The organism is Streptococcus sp. SCPM-O-B-15277 (M60), from assembly GCF_058200335.1.
Genome location: NZ_JBYQGR010000001.1, coordinates 514,130 through 530,845 on the forward strand (window position 1 = coordinate 514,130; position 16,716 = coordinate 530,845).

The window sequence follows — 16,716 nt, forward strand, 5'->3', positions numbered from 1 at the left end:
TCCAAATATGACACCAGAAAAAATCGCTCGTATTAATGAGCTTGCTAAAAAGAAAAAAACAGAAGGTTTGACTGCGGAAGAAAAAGTAGAACAAGCCCAACTTCGTGAAGAATACATTGAGGGATATCGTCGAGCAGTTCGTCACCACGTTGAAGGAATTAAAATCGTGGATGAAGCTGGTAATGATGTGACTCCTGAAAAACTTCGTCAAGTGCAGCGAGAAAAAGGTTTACACGGTCGTAGTCTTGATGATCCGAATTCATAAATAAAAAAATTCTCGGTTTGTGTGTGCGAACCGAGATTTCTATTATAAAAAAGGAACCCAAAATGGTTCCTTTTTGTTAGTTATTAGTTACTAGCACCAGAAGTAGCATCTGCGCCACCACCGTGGCCGCCATCGGCTGAGTCAGAAGCGCCAGAAGTAGCATCTGCATCACCATGACCTGCAGCAGGAGCGAAAGGTCCGCTACCGCCTACCAAACGTTGACCAGTTTCTTTCAAGTACCAGTCAAGCCATGGTTGGAAGTTAAAGACAATTTCATTGATACCAGCATATGATCCATCAGGATAGTACATAGCTTGGTAGTTGTGAGTATTGATAACACCTGCAGGTGAACCAGGAACAATTGTACGTACGTATTCTTGGTTGCCATTGCGAAGCGTACCAATAACCCACTCAACGTTTTTCATACGTGCAGGTGGAAGTGAACCGTGAACTGTAGACATACGGCTACCAGATTGAGGTGGTACACGTTTCGCAAACATTGTTTCTGGATCTTGGTGAGCATTGTTGTAGTAGAGGAATTGGTTGTTGTCATCAGCATATGTCAATTCAAAAGGCATAGCTTTCAAGAACATATCGATTTGATTAACTGTAAGGATACCATGGTCAAGTTTAACGTATGTATCACCAGATACAGCTCCTGTGATTTCTGCAACTTTTTCTACCCATTCTGGATCATCAGGGTCAACTTCTGTAATAGTTGTGGCAATTGGTTTTCCACAATCCAAATCTTCTGGTTCAATTGGTTTTGGTTTTTTCAAATTAGATACGACTCCTACGTATTTGACAAAGTTATCTAAGCAAGTTTCAAGGAATTTAACAGTTCCTTCGTTAATAATATTTCCGTTTGCATCAAAAGCTTCTTTGGCTTTTCCAAGAAGGAATTCATTACCTGGTAATGTGTAGGCATTTACTCCTGGTGCATCAAGAATTTTACGAAGGTGAACTTGAGCACGTGAAGTACCTTGGTCATAATATGAAGCACCCACGATCATAACTGGTTTGTTTTCAAATGGATGAACTTCGTATGAAAGCCATTCAAGGACTGACTTAAGTGAAGCAGAAATCGTGTGGTTGTGCTCTGGAGTAGCAATAATCACACCATCAGCTCGAGTAATTTTGTTGTAAAGAAGGCGCAACTGGAAGCTCTCGTCCCATTTTTCGTCTTGGTTAAACATTGGAACTTCATCGATTTCCAAAACTTCTAGTTCAAATTTAAATTTAAACTGACGGCGGATGAACTCCAAGAGTTTGCGGTTATATGATTGATCATAGTTTGATCCAACAAGTCCAACAAATTTCATTCTTTCGATCTCCTATCTTACAAATTTTCCCAATCAAAATCTTCAGCATCTTTGCGAAGAAGTTCTTGTGCGTTACGCAATTTCTCAGTAACTTTAACAAAGATACGGAAGTCATCAAAGATGGCATCCAATTTCTTGATGACATCAAGATCTACCAAGTCACCATTTTGATCAAATGCTTGAAGAGAATGTGAAAGCAAGAATTCATCTGGGAGAACATTAGCTTTGATTTCAGGAGCATTAAGAATTTGACGAAGTTGCAATTGAGCACGTGATGAACCGAGTGTACCATATGAAGCACCTGTAATCATGACAGGTTTGTTCAAAAGCGGGAATACACCATATGAAATCCAAGCAAGAGCGCTCATAAGAACAGCTGGGATTGAGTGATCGTATTCAGGTGTACCGATAATAACTCCATCAGCAGCTTCGATTTTAGCAGCGATTTCCGTAGCTTCAGCTGGGATTTGTTTGTCAGCTGGTTTGTTAAATACAGGCAGATCTTTAATTTCTACCAATTCGATTTCTGCTTTGTCAGCAAAGTGTTTCTGCATATATTGAAGCAGTTGGCGGTTTGTGGAACGTTTTGAGTTTGTTCCTACAATAGCAATAAGTTTAAGCATGGGCTTTCCTTTCTCTTTTGCATTATTAATTAATTACCGTTGGATACCAGATGAACAAGCTAAGCGTCCATCTTTGTCAATGAGGATGGCTTCGATACCATCAATATTTTCGACTTGCCACATAATAGAGGCGCTTCGCTCTCCAAACAAACGAGTGGTCCATATCTCACCGTCGACTGAGCGGTCAGATACAATGGTTAAACTGGCTAAATCCGTTTCAATGGGATAACCTGTCTCACTATCAAAAATGTGATGATAATCCTTGCCGTTGATTTCAAGATGTCGTTCATAAATCCCAGATGTAACAACTGATTTTCCAGTAATAGACAAGGTCATCAGGTGATTACCTCGTGGATTATTTGGGTCTTGAATACCGATTTGCCACGGACGTCCATCTTTTGATTGGTTGTTCCCAATTGTGAGGATGTTTCCTCCAAGATTGATAAGAGCAGAAGTGACGCCATTTTCTTTCAAGAAAGCAGCAACCTTATCTGCACTGTATCCCTTTGCTAAACAGCCTAAGTCAATTTTCATTCCCTTTTTTTCTAGGAAAACCGTAGAATTGATTGAATCGAGTCTAATAAAATGAGGGTCTATTAGTGGTAAGACTGAAGCAATTTCTTCAGGGCTTGCAACCTTTGCATCGGAAAAACCAATACGCCAGGTTTGAACCAAAGGCCCGATACTAATATTGAGATGACTTTTAGGTGCTAGACTGTGTTCTAGACCTAATGAAATCAGTTCAAATAAATCAGTGTGGACCTTAACTGGGGCAATACCTGCCTGATAGTTAATTTCCATTAATTCGGATTCAGTACTGTTAGCATTGAAGCGGAATTCAAGTTCCTTGAGCAAATCAAAAGCTTGACGGAGAAGATTATCGGCTTGTTCATGTACTAAGGAAATAGTAATCGTAGTTCCCATTAATCTCTCAGATAATGAACTAAGAGGCAAAGAATCAGCTCCCTTCAAATCACTCGGAAATAGCTACAAATCTTGAATGAATAAGAAATTAAGAATTTATAATTTATTTCCATATAAATAGAATATCATAAAGTCAGCGTTTTCACAAATCATTTTTTACAAAAAGTCAAGAAATATGCTTAAAAAATTAAAAACACCTCCAAATCAATGAGGACCCTTTGAAAACAAATTAATATATCTTTCAAAAACTTTCTTAAATAGCATCAAACTAGTCAAAAGTCTTGAAAACGTTCACAGATAATGGTATACTTGAAAGGTAAATAAAAAAATAAAGGTAGGATTTATCTTATGAGTAAAATCGTAGTTGTGGGTGCTAACCACGCTGGAACTGCATGTATCAACACTATGTTGGATAATTTTGGAAACGAAAACGAAATCGTTGTATTTGACCAAAACTCAAACATTTCATTCCTTGGATGCGGAATGGCACTTTGGATCGGTGAACAAATTGACGGACCTGAAGGTTTGTTCTACTCTGACAAAGAAAAATTGGAAGCAAAAGGTGCTAAAGTTTATATGAACTCACCAGTTCTTTCAATCGACTACGACAACAAAGTTGTTACTGCAGAAGTTGACGGTAAAGAACACAAAGAATCTTATGATAAATTGATCTTCGCTACTGGTTCAACTCCAATCTTGCCACCAATCGAAGGTGTTGAAATCGTTAAAGGTAACCGTGAGTTCAAAGCAACTCTTGAAAACGTACAATTCGTTAAATTGTACCAAAATGCTGAAGAAGTTATCAACAAACTTGCTGACAAGAGCCAACACCTTGAGCGTATCGCTGTTGTCGGTGGTGGATACATCGGTGTTGAACTTGCTGAAGCTTTCGAACGTCTTGGAAAAGAAGTTGTACTTGTTGATATCGTTGATACTGTATTGAACGGTTACTACGACAAAGACTTCACTCAAATGATGGCTAAAAACTTGGAAGACCACAACATCCGCTTGGCACTTGGTCAAACTGTAAAAGCTATCGAAGGTGATGGTAAGGTTGAACGTTTGGTAACTGACAAAGAAACATTTGATGTGGATATGGTTGTCCTTGCAGTTGGTTTCCGTCCAAACACTGCTCTTGCTGACGGTAAGATTGAACTCTTCCGTAACGGTGCCTTCCTTGTAGACAAGAAACAAGAAACTTCAATTCCAGGTGTATACGCTGTTGGTGACTGTGCGACTGTTTATGACAATGCTCGTAAAGACACTAGCTACATCGCACTTGCTTCAAACGCTGTACGTACAGGTATCGTAGGTGCTTTCAACGCTTGTGGACATGAACTTGAAGGAATCGGTGTTCAAGGATCAAATGGTATTTCTATCTATGGTCTTCACATGGTTTCAACTGGTTTGACACTCGAAAAAGCAAAAGCTGCAGGTTACAATGCAACTGAAACTGGCTTCAATGATCTTCAAAAACCAGAATTTATGAAGCATGACAACTATGAAGTAGCTATTAAGATTGTTTTTGATAAAGACAGCCGTGAAATCCTTGGTGCACAAATGGTATCTCGTGATTCAGCAATTAGCATGGGAATTCACATGTTCTCACTTGCTATCCAAGAACACGTTACAATTGATAAATTGGCATTGACAGACCTATTCTTCTTGCCACACTTCAATAAACCATACAACTACATCACAATGGCTGCACTTACAGCAGAAAAATAATTGATGATATGACAATAAAAAAAGTAACTTCAACGATTGAAGTTACTTTTTTGTTTTAAATATAAGGGACTTAGTCTTTTGCTGGGTAGGTAAAACCTTCACCAAGGATTTCGTGAGCTTCCGTTATAGTGATAAAAGCCATCGGATCAATTGTATGAATCATCTCTTTCATCTTCACAATTTCATTTCTTGCGACAATGCAGTAGACAATTTTTAAATCTCTTTGACTGTAGTAGCCTTGTCCTGAGATAAAGGTAACGCCGCGACCAAGTTCTTCGTTGATTTTATCGGCTAATTCCATCGGTTTTTGAGTGATAATCATAAATCCTTTACCGGCATATCCACCCTCACCGATTAGGTCAATGACTCTTGAAACGATAAAGTCAAATAAGAGAGTATAGGTTACGAGGCGAAGGTCTTGGAAGATGATTAAAATCAACATTAGAATCAGAAAATCAAGTCCAAAAAGCAACTTGCCGACTGAAATATTGGTGTATTTATTAAGGATACGAGCGACAATATCAGTTCCACCAGTTGTTCCCCCTGCGTTGAAAATAATACCGAGTCCAACTCCTAGGAGGACACCGGCTACTAAAGCCACTACAACGAGATCTCCTTCAAGGTTAAACTGAAGAGGAATCTTTTCAAAGATAGCTAACCAGACAGATAGGGAAATAGTTCCAAGTAAACTGGAGTATAGTGATCTTAGTCCAAATATCCTCCAAGCTAGCAGGAAGAGTGGGATATTTATCAAGAGGTTCATCAGTGAGATAGGGATATTAAAGAGATAGTAAGTAATCAAGGTTATCCCCGTTGCTCCACCCTCAAACAAGTGATGTGGAACAACAAAATAAGTAAGTCCGAAGGCGAAGATAGCAGCTCCGAATATAATAGTGATAGTTGATTTAATATGCCGTAGCATTGAGCTCCCCTCCTATTTTTGTGCAAAAGTGAAGTAGTAAGAGTTTTAGAATAGTGCTAAAATCAGATTTTCATAGATTGAATTTTCTCGGAATCTGGTGTGACACGTAAGGTTTTTTGTCCTGTATAGGTGACAAAACCAGGTTTTCCACCAGTTGGTTTATTTAGTTTTTTAACCTCAATCATATCCACTTGAACAAGATTTGAAAGGCGCGCTTTCGAATAGTAGGCGGCAAGTTCAGCAGCATCCGTCTTGACTTCATCAGAGGGATTCAGGTTACCTGAGATGACGACGTGGCTTCCTGGAATATCCTTAGCGTGGAACCAAAGTTCATCTTTTCGTGCCATCTTAAAGGTTAATTCTTCGTTTTGAAGATTGTTTCGTCCAACGAGAATAATGGTTTTACCGTCACTAGCCAGATATTTCTCTGGCTTTTTACGTTTTTGAATTTTCTCTCGCTGCCGTCTTCTAATGAAGCCAGTTTGAATTAATTCTTCACGAATTTCAGCAATTTCATCGAGTCCAGCTTGGTTGAGAACTGTCTCCACGCTTTCCAGATAAAGAATAGTAGATTTTGTTTCTTCGATTAGTTCGGTTAGATATTTAACAGCCTCTTTTAACTTCTGATATCGCTTAAAATACTTTTGAGCATTTTGGCTAGGTGTTAAGGCCTTATCAAGCGAGATTGTAATTGGCTGATTGGTGTAATAATTGTCTAAGACGACTTGGTCTTGGTCATTTGGAACTTGATGTAGAAAAGTCGTTAGCAACTCACCTTTTTGTCGGAATTCCTCAGCATTTTCAGTAGCAAGCAGTTCTTTTTCTTGCTTCTTAAGCTTTTGACGATTCTTTTGCAGTTCATTTTCAACTCGGCGAATGAGTTCGCTAGCCTGTTGCTTCACCCGATCACGTTCGGCTTTGTCTTTGTAATAGACATCAAGTAGTTGAGAAAGGCTTGAAAAATCTACGTCTAATTTATTGGAAAATGGTACACAAGAGAATGATTTATCCGTTAAGCAAGGTTTAGTTTCTTGTTTAAAAAAGTTACGGAAATTGGAGAGTTTATCACTGACCAATAATGTTTCCAATTCGTTTGCCGTATCACGACCTAATCCTTGAAAGAGAGTCTGAAGATTTTTTGCCTTCAGTTCCTGTGTTTGTAGTATTTCAAAGAGTTTTTCATCTTTGATAGTAAAGGGGTTTAGAGCTTCTGTACTTGGTGGAGCTATGTATGTAGCTCCAGGTAGGAGCGTCCGGTAACTATTTTGAGAGAAACCAATATGTTTAATCACCTCAAGAATTTTGTTGCTAGACTTGTCTACGAGGAGAATATTACTATGTTTCCCCATAATCTCAATGATCAGTGTTGCCTGAATATCATCACCAATCTCGTTCTTGTTAGAAACAGTGATTTCAACGATTCTATCATTTTCAATCTGCTCAATAGATTCGATAACAGCACCCTGTAAATATTTCCTTAAAACCATGATAAAAGTAGAAGGTTGAGCAGGATTTTCAAAGGTCGTTTCTGTCAACTGGATGCGTCCAAAAACAGGATGAGCAGACAGGAGCAGACGATGACTTTGGCGATTGCTACGGATTTGTAGGACCAATTCTTGTTCAAAGGGTTGATTGATCTTTTGAATGCGACCATTTAGTAATTCGGTACGCAATTCCTCAACCATGTGGTGTAAAAAAAATCCATCAAATGACATCGTTCTCTCCTTGTGAATGTATTCCATAGTATTATATCAAAAAGGTAGAATAAAATCATAGAAATATGGTATAATAAAGCCAAGTAAAGAGAATCGAGAAACGCATGTATATTGAAATGGTAGATGAAACTGGTCAGGTTTCTAAAGAAATTTTAAAGCAAACTCAAGAAATTTTGGAATTTGCTGCTAAAAAAATTGGAAAAGAAGACAAGGAGATGGCAGTCACTTTTGTGACCAATGAACGCAGTCATGAACTCAATTTAGAGTTTCGTGCTACTGACCGTCCAACAGATGTTATTAGCCTTGAATACAAACCTGAATTAGAGATTACCTTTGATGAAGAGGATTTGGCAGAAGATCCTGACTTAGCAGAAATGATGTCAGAAATTGATTCTTATATCGGCGAGTTATTCATTTCAATTGATAAAGCGCATGAGCAAGCTGAAGAGTACGGTCATAGTTTCGAACGTGAAATGGGCTTTTTAGCTGTGCACGGTTTTTTACACATAAACGGTTATGATCACTACACTCCGGAAGAAGAAGCGGAGATGTTCGGTTTACAAGAAGAAATTTTAACAGCCTATGGACTCACAAGACAATAAACGAAAATGGAAGAATCGTGACTTGCTCTCAAGTTTAGATTTTGCCCTGACAGGTATTTTTACTGCCGTAAAAGAAGAGCGTAATATGAGAAAGCATGCAGTGACTTCTCTCTTAGTTCTACTTGCAGGCATTGTTTTTCAAGTTTCCAGAATTGAATGGCTCTTTCTCCTATTAAGCATTTTTTTAGTAATTGCTTTTGAGATTTTGAATTCTGCTATTGAAAATGTAGTGGATTTGGCTAGCCATTATCACTTCGATATGCTTGCAAAGAAGGCTAAAGACATGGCTGCAGGTGCAGTTCTTGTTGTGTCTTTATTTGCTGCAGTGACTGGACTTATCATTTTCATCCCTAGGATTTGGGATTTGCTATTTTAAACATTATAGAGGTAACTATGACATTTAAATCAGGTTTTGTAGCCATTTTAGGACGTCCTAACGTCGGGAAGTCAACTTTTTTGAATCATGTCATGGGGCAAAAGATTGCCATCATGAGTGATAAGGCGCAGACGACGCGCAACAAGATTATGGGAATCTACACCACGGATAAGGAACAAATCGTCTTTATCGATACCCCAGGGATTCATAAGCCTAAGACTGCCCTTGGAGATTTCATGGTGGAGTCAGCCTATAGCACTCTTCGGGAAGTCGATACGGTTCTCTTTATGGTGCCAGCAGATGAACCACGTGGGAAGGGTGACGATATGATCATCGAACGTCTTAAAGTAGCTAAGGTTCCTGTGATTCTAGTGGTCAACAAGATTGACAAGGTGCACCCAGACCAACTTTTGGCTCAAATCGATGATTTCTGTAATCAGATGGACTTTAAGGAAATTGTTCCGATTTCAGCCCTTCAAGGAAATAATGTTTCGCGTTTGATTGATATTTTGAGCGAAAACTTAGAAGAAGGTTTCCAATATTTCCCGTCAGATCAAATCACCGATCACCCAGAACGTTTCCTAGTATCAGAGATGATTCGTGAAAAAGTGTTACACTTAACACGTGAGGAAATTCCACATTCAGTTGCAGTAGTGGTTGATTCTATGAAACGAGATGAAGAGACAGACAAGGTTCATATCCGAGCAACCATTATGGTCGAGCGTGACAGCCAAAAAGGGATTGTCATCGGTAAAGGCGGTGCCATGCTCAAGAAAATTGGAACCATGGCTCGTAAAGATATCGAACTCATGCTAGGAGACAAGGTCTTCCTAGAAACATGGGTCAAGGTTAAGAAAAATTGGCGCGATAAGAAATTAGATCTTGCCGATTTTGGTTACAACGAAAAAGAATATTAAGAAGAGGTGGGCTGTAGCCTGCTTCTTGTTTTTAGAGAAGGAGGAGTTATGCCTGAATTACCAGAAGTTGAAACTGTCCGACGAGGATTGGAAAAATTGATTCTTGGCAAGAAGATTTCAACTATTGATATTCGTTATCCCAAGATGATTAAGACAGATTTGGATCAATTTCGGAAGGAATTGCCTGGTCAAGTCATTCAGGCCATGGGGCGCCGTGGGAAATATTTGCTTTTTTATCTGACAGGCAAGGTCTTGATTTCACATCTGAGAATGGAAGGGAAATATTTTTATTATCCTGATGAAGTTCCCGAACGTAAGCATGCCCATGTTTTGATTCATTTTGAGGATGGCGGGACTTTAGTCTATGAGGATGTCCGTAAGTTCGGAACTATGGAGTTGCTTGCTCCTGAGCTTTTAGAAGCTTACTTTATTTCAAAAAAACTTGGTCCGGAACCCACTGAGCAGGATTTTGATTTAGGAAGTTTTAAACTAGCCTTGAAAAAATCTAAAAAACCAATCAAATCGCATCTTCTCGACCAGACTTTGGTTGCAGGATTAGGAAATATCTATGTTGATGAAGTTCTTTGGAGAGCGAAAGTCCATCCTTCTAGAACCTCTAATAGTTTAACTGCACAAGAGGCTAGAAAAGTCCATGATGAAACGATCAATGTTTTAGGTCAGGCGGTTGAAAAGGGTGGTTCAACAATTCGTACTTATACCAATGCATTTGGAGAAGATGGCACCATGCAGGAATTCCATCAAGTATACGACAAGGCAGGTCAAGCTTGTTCGCGTTGTGAAACCATCATCGAAAAGATTCAACTAGGTGGTCGTGGAACTCACTTTTGTCCTAAGTGTCAAAGGAGGAAGTGATGGGAAAAATAATCGGAATTACTGGTGGTATTGCGTCAGGTAAGTCCACTGTCACAGAATTTTTAAGACAAAAAGGGTTTCAAGTTGTAGATGCGGATGCAGTCGTCCACCAACTACAAAAACCTGGTGGACGACTCTATCAGGTTTTAGTGGAGCATTTTGGGGAGAAAATCCTTCTTGAAAATGGTGAACTGAATCGCCCCTTACTTGCTAGCCTTATTTTTTCAAATCCTGAAGAGCAAGAATGGTCTAAGAGAACCCAAGGTGAGATTATTCGTGAGGAGTTAGCTGCATTACGAAATCAGTTTGCTCGGACAGAAGTTCTCTTTTTCATGGATATCCCCCTACTTTTTGAGCAAGACTATGCTTCATGGTTTGATGAAACTTGGCTAGTCTATGTAAATCGTGATGTTCAATTGGAGCGATTAATGAAACGGGACCAAATTTCAAAAGAAGCAGCTGAATCCCGTTTAAACTCTCAATGGCCTATAGAAAGAAAAATTAGTCTGTCTAGTCACAGTCTAGATAATAATGGAAATCAGGAACAGTTGATAGCTCAAGTAGTTCAGTTGCTTGAAGAAATGTGTCTATAAATTAACATTGTTAGGAAGGAGAATTTTGGTATTGTTTGTTCAAATCATCTTAGATTGAAATAGTATCAAATACAAAAAATCTAGTGCGTGTAAAAATTAATCTAAAATGCTCCTCTTGTGGCAGCATGAATTATCTAACCAGTAAGAACTCCAAAACACATCCAGATAAGATTGAAGTCTTAAAGTATTGTCCTAAAGAAAGAAAAGTGACTCTACATCTTGAATCTAAGTAGAAATTATGGTAGAATAATAGGGATTTTAAGGAGTTTGATATGTATAACCTATTATTAACCATTTTATTAGTATTATCTGTTGTGATTGTGATTGCAATTTTTATGCAACCAACTAAAAATCAATCTAGCAATGTATTTGATGCCAGCTCAGGTGATTTGTTTGAACGTAGCAAAGCGCGTGGTTTTGAAGCCGTAATGCAACGTTTGACAGGAATCTTAGTCTTTTTCTGGCTAGCCATTGCCTTAGCATTGACGGTATTATCAAGTAGATAAGAAAATAATGGGCGAGACTAGGTCTTTGCCTATTTTTATTTTTATACTCTTCAAAAATCTCTTCGAACTACGTCAGCTTCCATCTGCAACCTCAAAACGGTGTTTTGAGCAACCTGCGTCTAGCTTTCTAGTTTGCTCTTTGATTTTTATTGAGTATTAAATGTTATTTGAGAAGGTTTTACACCAAAAAAAATTAACAATCTAGAAAGAAAACATGAAAGATAGAATAAAAGAATATTTAAAAGAAAAGGGACGAGTCACTGTAAATGACTTGGCTCAAGCTCTTGGAAAGGATGGTTCCAAGGATTTTCGAGAGCTCATTAAAACCTTGTCCCTAATGGAGAGAAAGCACCAAATTCGCTTTGAAGAAGATGGTAGTCTCACCTTGGACCAAAAGAAGAAACACGAGATAACTCTTAAAGGAACTTTTCATGCCCATAAAAATGGCTTCGGCTTTGTCAGTCTTGAAGGCGAGGAAGACGATCTTTTTATAGGAAAAAATGATGTTAACTATGCCATTGATGGCGATACTGTAGAAATTGTAATCAAGAAGGTTGCGGACCGCCAAAAAGGAACTGCAGCTGAAGCAAAGATTATCGATATTTTAGAACACAGTTTGACGACGGTTGTTGGTAAAATCGTTCTTGATGAGGAAAAACCCAAGTATGCAGGTTACATCCGTTCAAAAAATCAAAAGATTAGTCAACCAATCTACGTTAAGAAGCCAGCTATTCAATTAGACGGTACAGAAGTTCTCAAGGTCTTTATCGATAAATACCCAAGTAAGAAACACGATTTCTTTGTCGCTAGTGTCCTAGATGTGGTTGGACATTCTACAGATGCAGGGATTGATGTCCTCGAGGTCTTGGAGTCAATGGACATTGTATCTGAGTTTCCAGAGGCTGTTCTTAAAGAAGCAGAGAGTGTTCCGGATGCACCATCAGAGAAGGATATGGAAGGTCGTCTGGACTTAAGAGATGAAATTACCTTCACCATTGATGGAGCTGATGCAAAAGACTTGGATGATGCTGTTCATATCAAACCATTGAAAAATGGAAATATCGAACTAGGTGTTCACATTGCCGATGTCTCCTACTATGTGACAGAGGGATCTGCTCTAGATAAGGAAGCCCTTAATCGGGCAACATCTGTTTATGTGACAGACCGTGTAGTTCCAATGCTACCAGAACGCCTTTCAAACGGTATCTGTTCTCTTAACCCTCAAGTGGACCGCTTGACTCAATCTGCTATTATGGAGATTGACAAAAATGGTCGTGTTCGTAATTATACGATTACACAGACTGTTATCAAGACAAGTTTCCGTATGACCTATAGCGATGTCAATGACATTTTGGCTGGTGACGAGGAGAAGAGACAAGACTATAAGAAAATTGTTCCTAGCATCGAACTCATGGCCAAGCTCCATGAGACTTTGGAAAGTATGCGAATTAAGCGTGGAGCTCTAAATTTTGATACCAATGAAGCTAAAATATTGGTTGACAAGAAAGGGAAACCAGTAGATATTGTTCTTCGTCATCGTGGGACTGCAGAACGTATGATTGAGTCCTTTATGTTGATTGCTAACGAAACAGTTGCTGAGCATTTTAGCAAGCTTGATTTACCTTTCATCTATCGTATCCATGAGGAACCTAAAGCTGAGAAAGTTCAGAAGTTTATTGATTACGCTTCTAGTTTTGGCTTACGAATCTACGGAACTGCTAGTGAGATTAGTCAAGAAGCCCTCCAAGATATCATGCGCGCCGTTGAGGGAGAACCTTACGCGGATGTATTGTCGATGATGCTTTTGCGTTCGATGCAACAGGCTCGTTATTCTGAGCATAACCATGGGCACTATGGCCTAGCAGCAGACTATTACACTCACTTTACCAGTCCGATTCGCCGTTATCCTGACCTTCTTGTTCATCGTATGATTCGTGACTATGGACGTTCTAAGGATGTAGCAGATCATTTTGAACAGGTCATTCCTGAGATTGCCACCCAGTCTTCCAACCGTGAGCGCCGAGCTATCGAGGCTGAGCGTGAAGTCGAAGCCATGAAAAAAGCTGAATACATGGAAGAGTACGTTGGCGAAGAGTATGATGCAGTTGTTTCAAGTATTGTTAAATTTGGTCTTTTTGTTGAATTGCCAAATACAGTCGAAGGATTGATTCACATTACAAATCTCCCTGAGTTCTACCATTTCAATGAACGTGATTTGACTCTTCGTGGGGAGAAATCAGGTATTACCTTCCGAGTGGGACAGCAGATCCGTATTCGTGTCGAAAGAGCCGATAAGATGACTGGCGAGATTGATTTCTCCTTTATTCCAAGTGAATTTGATGTCATTGAAAAAGGTTTGAAACAAGCTGGTCGCAGAGACAGGGGTCGTGGTTCAAGTCGTCGTTCAGATAAGAAGGAAGACAAGAGAAAATCAGGACGCTCAAATGATAAGCGCAAGCATTCTCCAAAGGACAAAAAGAAAAAGAGCAAGAAACCTTTTTATAAGGAAGTAGCAAAGAAAGGAGCTAAGCATGGCAAAGGGCGTGGGAAAGGTCGTCGCGCAAAATAAAAAGGCGCACCACGACTATACAATCGTAGATACGCTAGAAGCAGGAATGGTCCTGACAGGAACTGAGATCAAGAGTGTTCGAGCAGCCCGCATCAATCTGAAAGATGGGTTTGCCCAGGTTAAGAATGGGGAAGTTTGGCTGAGTAATGTCCATATCGCTCCTTATGAAGAAGGAAATATCTGGAATCAGGAACCCGAACGTCGTCGTAAACTCCTCCTTCATAAAAAACAAATCCAGAAATTGGAGCAAGAAACAAAAGGAACAGGGATGACCTTGGTTCCTCTTAAAGTTTATATCAAAGATGGCTATGCCAAGTTACTTTTAGGACTTGCAAAAGGGAAACATGATTATGATAAACGTGAGTCTATCAAACGACGTGAGCAAGATCGTGATATTGAGCGTGTTATGAAAGCTGTTAACCACCGATAGAAAGAGTGAAGAATATGGAAAAACTAGTTGCCTACAAACGCATGCCTGTCTGGAATAAAGACACCATGCCAGAAGCTGTTCAAAGAAAACACAATACTAAGGTCGATACTTGGGGCAAGATTACCGTATTAAAAGGGACTCTTAAGTTTATTGAGTTGACTGAAGACGGGGAAGTTATAGCTGAGCATCTCTTTGAAGCAGGTGCTGATAATCCTATGGCGCAACCTCAAGCCTGGCATAGAGTGGAAGCCGCCACAGAAGATGTGGAATGGTACTTGGAATTTTATTGTAAAGCAGAGGATTACTTCCCTAAGAAATACAATAGCAATCCAGTTCATTCGGAAGTTTTAGAAGCTATGGATACAGTAAAACCATGTAAGGCACTAGACCTAGGATGTGGTCAAGGAAGAAATGCACTCTTTCTAGCTCAACATGGCTTTGATGTCACTGCTGTAGATCAAAATGAGTTATCTCTTGAAATCTTGCAAAGCATTGTGGAGCAAGAAGATTTAGAAATGCCTGTCGGTATCTACGATATCAATTCAGCTAGCATTGGACAAACTTATGATTTTATCGTATCAACGGTTGTTCTCATGTTTTTACAAGCAGATCGCATTCCAGCTATTATCCAAAACATGCAGAATCAAACCTCTATTGGTGGCTACAATTTGATTGTGTGTGCTATGGATACAGAAGATTATCCATGTTCTGTTCATTTCCCATTTACCTTCAAAGAAGGGGAATTGGCTGATTACTACAAGGACTGGGAATTAGTGAAGTACAATGAAAATCCTGGCCATCTCCACCGTCGTGATGAAAACGGCAATCGTATCCAACTACGCTTTGCGACCATGTTGGCTAAAAAAGTAAAATAAATGAATAAAAGGGATAGAGAGCAGTTGTTTTCTATTCCTTATTTGTTACCCTAGTAAGAAAGGAAAAACTCAATTTATGCTATACTAGAAGTAGGAGAAGTCGATGAAATTAAACAGAATTGTGATAGTTTTAAAACGATTCTGATCGACCACTATTCTTTCAGACTTTTTTGTCTAGGAGGTCTTAAGATGACTAGTCTTTTAATTGAACTATACGACCGTCATACCATTGAGAAAAATGTCTACCAGGCTTTTGTCAATAATTGTGATGAGATTTTATACCTTTCTATAAGAAAAATTGCTGAGGAAGATAAGCTATCCTTGAAGAATTTTCTAATGGAACAAGTTCCACACTTAAAACAAGTACATTTTCGACAATTTCACCTAGAAAAAATCTGCCAGGAATTAGACGTATTTATCAATGATTTTGAGACAGTTACCATTGATGTTTTTGGCGGAGATAATCTATTAGCAATAGTTCTATATCAGTATGGTTTGGAGAAAGGTATTCCCATTATTGCTATGGATGTTGAACAAGGAAAGCAGTATGCATGGGAAAGGGGTAAGGTTTATGATAAAAAGTTAGAGATTCCTAGTTTATCCATTGAACAATTGATAGGTTTACGTGGTGGAAAAGTCCTTAAATCAAGAAGACCTCAGCATTCTAATAAGCAAGTGCTAGCTATTAAAAAATTGGCCAAATATGCTATCGAAAATCCTGAAAAATGGTATCAGATTACCCAATTCTTTGCACTGGCAAAAACAAATGATTTTCACGCTGAAACAGCAAAAGTTTTGGAGAGTAATGGAAAAATTTATTCTTACCCCAGTAGCTTGATTCCTTTGTTCACAAAAGCTAATTTATTGAAAGTAGAAGAGGAAACAACAGATACTGTCTCTTATACATTTCCGAGTTCAGAAGCGCAGTTGCTTTGTAGAACCAAGGGACATATCTTAGAGCTCTATATTTATCTACTTGCTTTAGAATCAGGGTATTTTGATGAATGTATGATTGGTGCTGAAATTGACTGGAATGGCATTTTTCCAGAAGTAGATAATGTTCAAAATGAAATTGATGTAGTCCTTCGAAAAGATTACTCTGTTATATTCATATCTTGTAAAATGACTGATTTATCAGTTGAAGCTATCAACGAGCTCGAAGTTTATGCCAATCATTTTGCAGGAGATAATTGTTTAAAATTGATTGTATGCTCCGGCAGGATTAATCCTGTTTTTAGCAATCGTTGTCAAGAATATGGTGTATCCATCATTAAACATGATCAGATATCAAATCTCATTCCCATGTTGCAGAAATGTTTGAAGAACAAACGGAAGTGATACTAGATGTTATAGTGAAGAAGAGTCTGGGATAATAGTTCTAGACTCTCAATTGTCTTTGGATTGTCGAGCAAGACGCAGTGGTTGAGTGGGCACTACTACGCTTATTTCATCAGCTTTTACAGCCCTACTCAACTG

The 16,716-nt window shown here is 38.8% G+C and carries 18 protein-coding genes; 13 read left to right on the forward strand and 5 right to left on the reverse strand.

Annotation, left to right across the window (positions count from 1 at the left end; genetic code table 11):
* The first annotated feature begins 7 nt into the window (after nucleotides 1-7).
* Nucleotides 8-265: a DUF896 family protein gene (locus AC3E9F_RS02555; protein ID WP_263393709.1), complete on the forward strand. Its 258-nt coding sequence runs from the start codon at nucleotides 8-10 to the stop codon at nucleotides 263-265.
* A gap of 83 nt (nucleotides 266-348) precedes the next feature.
* On the opposite strand, the gene AC3E9F_RS02560 is transcribed toward AC3E9F_RS02555, so the two are convergent.
* The 3 genes from AC3E9F_RS02560 to AC3E9F_RS02570 are packed head-to-tail and all read right to left on the reverse strand — an operon-like array spanning nucleotide 349 to nucleotide 3,164.
* Complete coding sequence (locus AC3E9F_RS02560) at nucleotides 349-1,587, reverse strand: NAD(P)H-dependent oxidoreductase (RefSeq protein ID WP_254804293.1); 1,239 nt, start codon at nucleotides 1,585-1,587, stop codon at nucleotides 349-351.
* A gap of 17 nt (nucleotides 1,588-1,604) precedes the next feature.
* Nucleotides 1,605-2,210 (reverse strand): NADPH-dependent FMN reductase, encoded by a 606-nt coding sequence (locus AC3E9F_RS02565; RefSeq protein WP_004252640.1) that lies wholly within the window; start codon nucleotides 2,208-2,210, stop codon nucleotides 1,605-1,607.
* A gap of 33 nt (nucleotides 2,211-2,243) precedes the next feature.
* Nucleotides 2,244-3,164 (reverse strand): FAD:protein FMN transferase, encoded by a 921-nt coding sequence (locus tag AC3E9F_RS02570; protein ID WP_263393708.1) that lies wholly within the window; start codon nucleotides 3,162-3,164, stop codon nucleotides 2,244-2,246.
* Nucleotides 3,165-3,482: 318 nt separating this feature from the next.
* Between AC3E9F_RS02570 and nox the strand changes: the two genes are divergently transcribed.
* A complete protein-coding gene (gene nox, locus AC3E9F_RS02575) occupies nucleotides 3,483-4,862 on the forward strand; it encodes a H2O-forming NADH oxidase (RefSeq protein ID WP_263393707.1) in 1,380 nt (459 codons plus the stop codon).
* 70 nt (nucleotides 4,863-4,932) lie between these two features.
* Here the strand turns inward: nox and AC3E9F_RS02580 are convergent, their stop codons facing one another.
* Together AC3E9F_RS02580 and AC3E9F_RS02585 are read right to left on the reverse strand one after the other, a co-directional pair.
* Nucleotides 4,933-5,784 (reverse strand): YitT family protein, encoded by an 852-nt coding sequence (locus AC3E9F_RS02580; protein WP_263393706.1) that lies wholly within the window; start codon nucleotides 5,782-5,784, stop codon nucleotides 4,933-4,935.
* Nucleotides 5,785-5,846: 62 nt separating this feature from the next.
* Nucleotides 5,847-7,499, reverse strand: coding sequence for an Rqc2 family fibronectin-binding protein (locus AC3E9F_RS02585; RefSeq protein WP_263393705.1), 1,653 nt, complete (start codon nucleotides 7,497-7,499; stop codon nucleotides 5,847-5,849).
* A 104-nt stretch (nucleotides 7,500-7,603) separates the two neighbouring features.
* Here AC3E9F_RS02585 and ybeY point away from each other — a divergent pair, with 104 nt between their 5' ends.
* The 11 genes from ybeY (at nucleotide 7,604) to AC3E9F_RS02640 (ending at nucleotide 16,578) form a co-directional block, all read left to right on the forward strand.
* Nucleotides 7,604-8,101, forward strand: coding sequence for an rRNA maturation RNase YbeY (gene ybeY, locus AC3E9F_RS02590; protein ID WP_263393704.1), 498 nt, complete (start codon nucleotides 7,604-7,606; stop codon nucleotides 8,099-8,101).
* The gene (locus AC3E9F_RS02595) at nucleotides 8,082-8,477 is read left to right on the forward strand and encodes a diacylglycerol kinase family protein (RefSeq protein WP_263393703.1); all 396 of its coding nucleotides are present in this window, start codon (nucleotides 8,082-8,084) and stop codon (nucleotides 8,475-8,477) included. The genes ybeY and AC3E9F_RS02595 overlap by 20 nt, the downstream gene beginning before the upstream one ends.
* 17 nt (nucleotides 8,478-8,494) lie before the next feature.
* Nucleotides 8,495-9,394: a GTPase Era gene (gene era, locus AC3E9F_RS02600; protein WP_263393702.1), complete on the forward strand. Its 900-nt coding sequence runs from the start codon at nucleotides 8,495-8,497 to the stop codon at nucleotides 9,392-9,394.
* A gap of 48 nt (nucleotides 9,395-9,442) precedes the next feature.
* Nucleotides 9,443-10,267, forward strand: a complete 825-nt coding sequence (gene mutM, locus AC3E9F_RS02605; protein ID WP_263393701.1) for a DNA-formamidopyrimidine glycosylase — start codon at nucleotides 9,443-9,445, stop codon at nucleotides 10,265-10,267.
* On the forward strand, nucleotides 10,267-10,860 hold the full coding sequence (gene coaE / locus AC3E9F_RS02610; RefSeq protein ID WP_263393700.1) for a dephospho-CoA kinase: 594 nt from the start codon (nucleotides 10,267-10,269) through the stop codon (nucleotides 10,858-10,860). The genes mutM and coaE overlap by 1 nt, the downstream gene beginning before the upstream one ends.
* An 83-nt stretch (nucleotides 10,861-10,943) precedes the next feature.
* Complete coding sequence (gene rpmG, locus AC3E9F_RS02615; protein ID WP_007519517.1) at nucleotides 10,944-11,093, forward strand: 50S ribosomal protein L33; 150 nt, start codon at nucleotides 10,944-10,946, stop codon at nucleotides 11,091-11,093.
* A gap of 39 nt (nucleotides 11,094-11,132) precedes the next feature.
* Nucleotides 11,133-11,366, forward strand: coding sequence for a preprotein translocase subunit SecG (gene secG, locus AC3E9F_RS02620; RefSeq protein WP_000282517.1), 234 nt, complete (start codon nucleotides 11,133-11,135; stop codon nucleotides 11,364-11,366).
* Between the two features lie 214 nt (nucleotides 11,367-11,580).
* Entirely contained in the window at nucleotides 11,581-13,935 is a 2,355-nt protein-coding gene (gene rnr, locus AC3E9F_RS02625) for a ribonuclease R (RefSeq protein ID WP_490672774.1), read from the forward strand.
* Nucleotides 13,898-14,365, forward strand: coding sequence for an SsrA-binding protein SmpB (gene smpB / locus AC3E9F_RS02630; protein WP_263393698.1), 468 nt, complete (start codon nucleotides 13,898-13,900; stop codon nucleotides 14,363-14,365). Before rnr ends, smpB begins: the two co-directional genes overlap by 38 nt.
* A 14-nt stretch (nucleotides 14,366-14,379) precedes the next feature.
* The gene (tehB, locus tag AC3E9F_RS02635; RefSeq protein WP_490672775.1) at nucleotides 14,380-15,240 is read left to right on the forward strand and encodes an SAM-dependent methyltransferase TehB; all 861 of its coding nucleotides are present in this window, start codon (nucleotides 14,380-14,382) and stop codon (nucleotides 15,238-15,240) included.
* A 189-nt stretch (nucleotides 15,241-15,429) separates the two neighbouring features.
* Complete coding sequence (locus tag AC3E9F_RS02640) at nucleotides 15,430-16,578, forward strand: PDDEXK family nuclease (RefSeq protein WP_263393696.1); 1,149 nt, start codon at nucleotides 15,430-15,432, stop codon at nucleotides 16,576-16,578.
* Nucleotides 16,579-16,716: the final 138 nt, after the last annotated feature.

Coding starts and splice junctions, on each gene's coding strand:
- mutM (WP_263393701.1), top strand. CDS start 9,443: ATGCCTGAATTACCAGAAGTTGAAACTGTCCGACGAGGATTGGAAAAA.
- AC3E9F_RS02560 (WP_254804293.1), bottom strand. CDS start 1,587: ATGAAATTTGTTGGACTTGTTGGATCAAACTATGATCAATCATATAAC.
- AC3E9F_RS02555 (WP_263393709.1), top strand. CDS start 8: ATGACACCAGAAAAAATCGCTCGTATTAATGAGCTTGCTAAAAAGAAA.
- secG (WP_000282517.1), top strand. CDS start 11,133: ATGTATAACCTATTATTAACCATTTTATTAGTATTATCTGTTGTGATT.
- coaE (WP_263393700.1), top strand. CDS start 10,267: ATGGGAAAAATAATCGGAATTACTGGTGGTATTGCGTCAGGTAAGTCC.
- AC3E9F_RS02580 (WP_263393706.1), bottom strand. CDS start 5,784: ATGCTACGGCATATTAAATCAACTATCACTATTATATTCGGAGCTGCT.
- ybeY (WP_263393704.1), top strand. CDS start 7,604: ATGTATATTGAAATGGTAGATGAAACTGGTCAGGTTTCTAAAGAAATT.
- smpB (WP_263393698.1), top strand. CDS start 13,898: ATGGCAAAGGGCGTGGGAAAGGTCGTCGCGCAAAATAAAAAGGCGCAC.
- AC3E9F_RS02640 (WP_263393696.1), top strand. CDS start 15,430: ATGACTAGTCTTTTAATTGAACTATACGACCGTCATACCATTGAGAAA.
- tehB (WP_490672775.1), top strand. CDS start 14,380: ATGGAAAAACTAGTTGCCTACAAACGCATGCCTGTCTGGAATAAAGAC.
- nox (WP_263393707.1), top strand. CDS start 3,483: ATGAGTAAAATCGTAGTTGTGGGTGCTAACCACGCTGGAACTGCATGT.
- AC3E9F_RS02595 (WP_263393703.1), top strand. CDS start 8,082: ATGGACTCACAAGACAATAAACGAAAATGGAAGAATCGTGACTTGCTC.
- rnr (WP_490672774.1), top strand. CDS start 11,581: ATGAAAGATAGAATAAAAGAATATTTAAAAGAAAAGGGACGAGTCACT.
- era (WP_263393702.1), top strand. CDS start 8,495: ATGACATTTAAATCAGGTTTTGTAGCCATTTTAGGACGTCCTAACGTC.
- AC3E9F_RS02585 (WP_263393705.1), bottom strand. CDS start 7,499: ATGTCATTTGATGGATTTTTTTTACACCACATGGTTGAGGAATTGCGT.
- AC3E9F_RS02565 (WP_004252640.1), bottom strand. CDS start 2,210: ATGCTTAAACTTATTGCTATTGTAGGAACAAACTCAAAACGTTCCACA.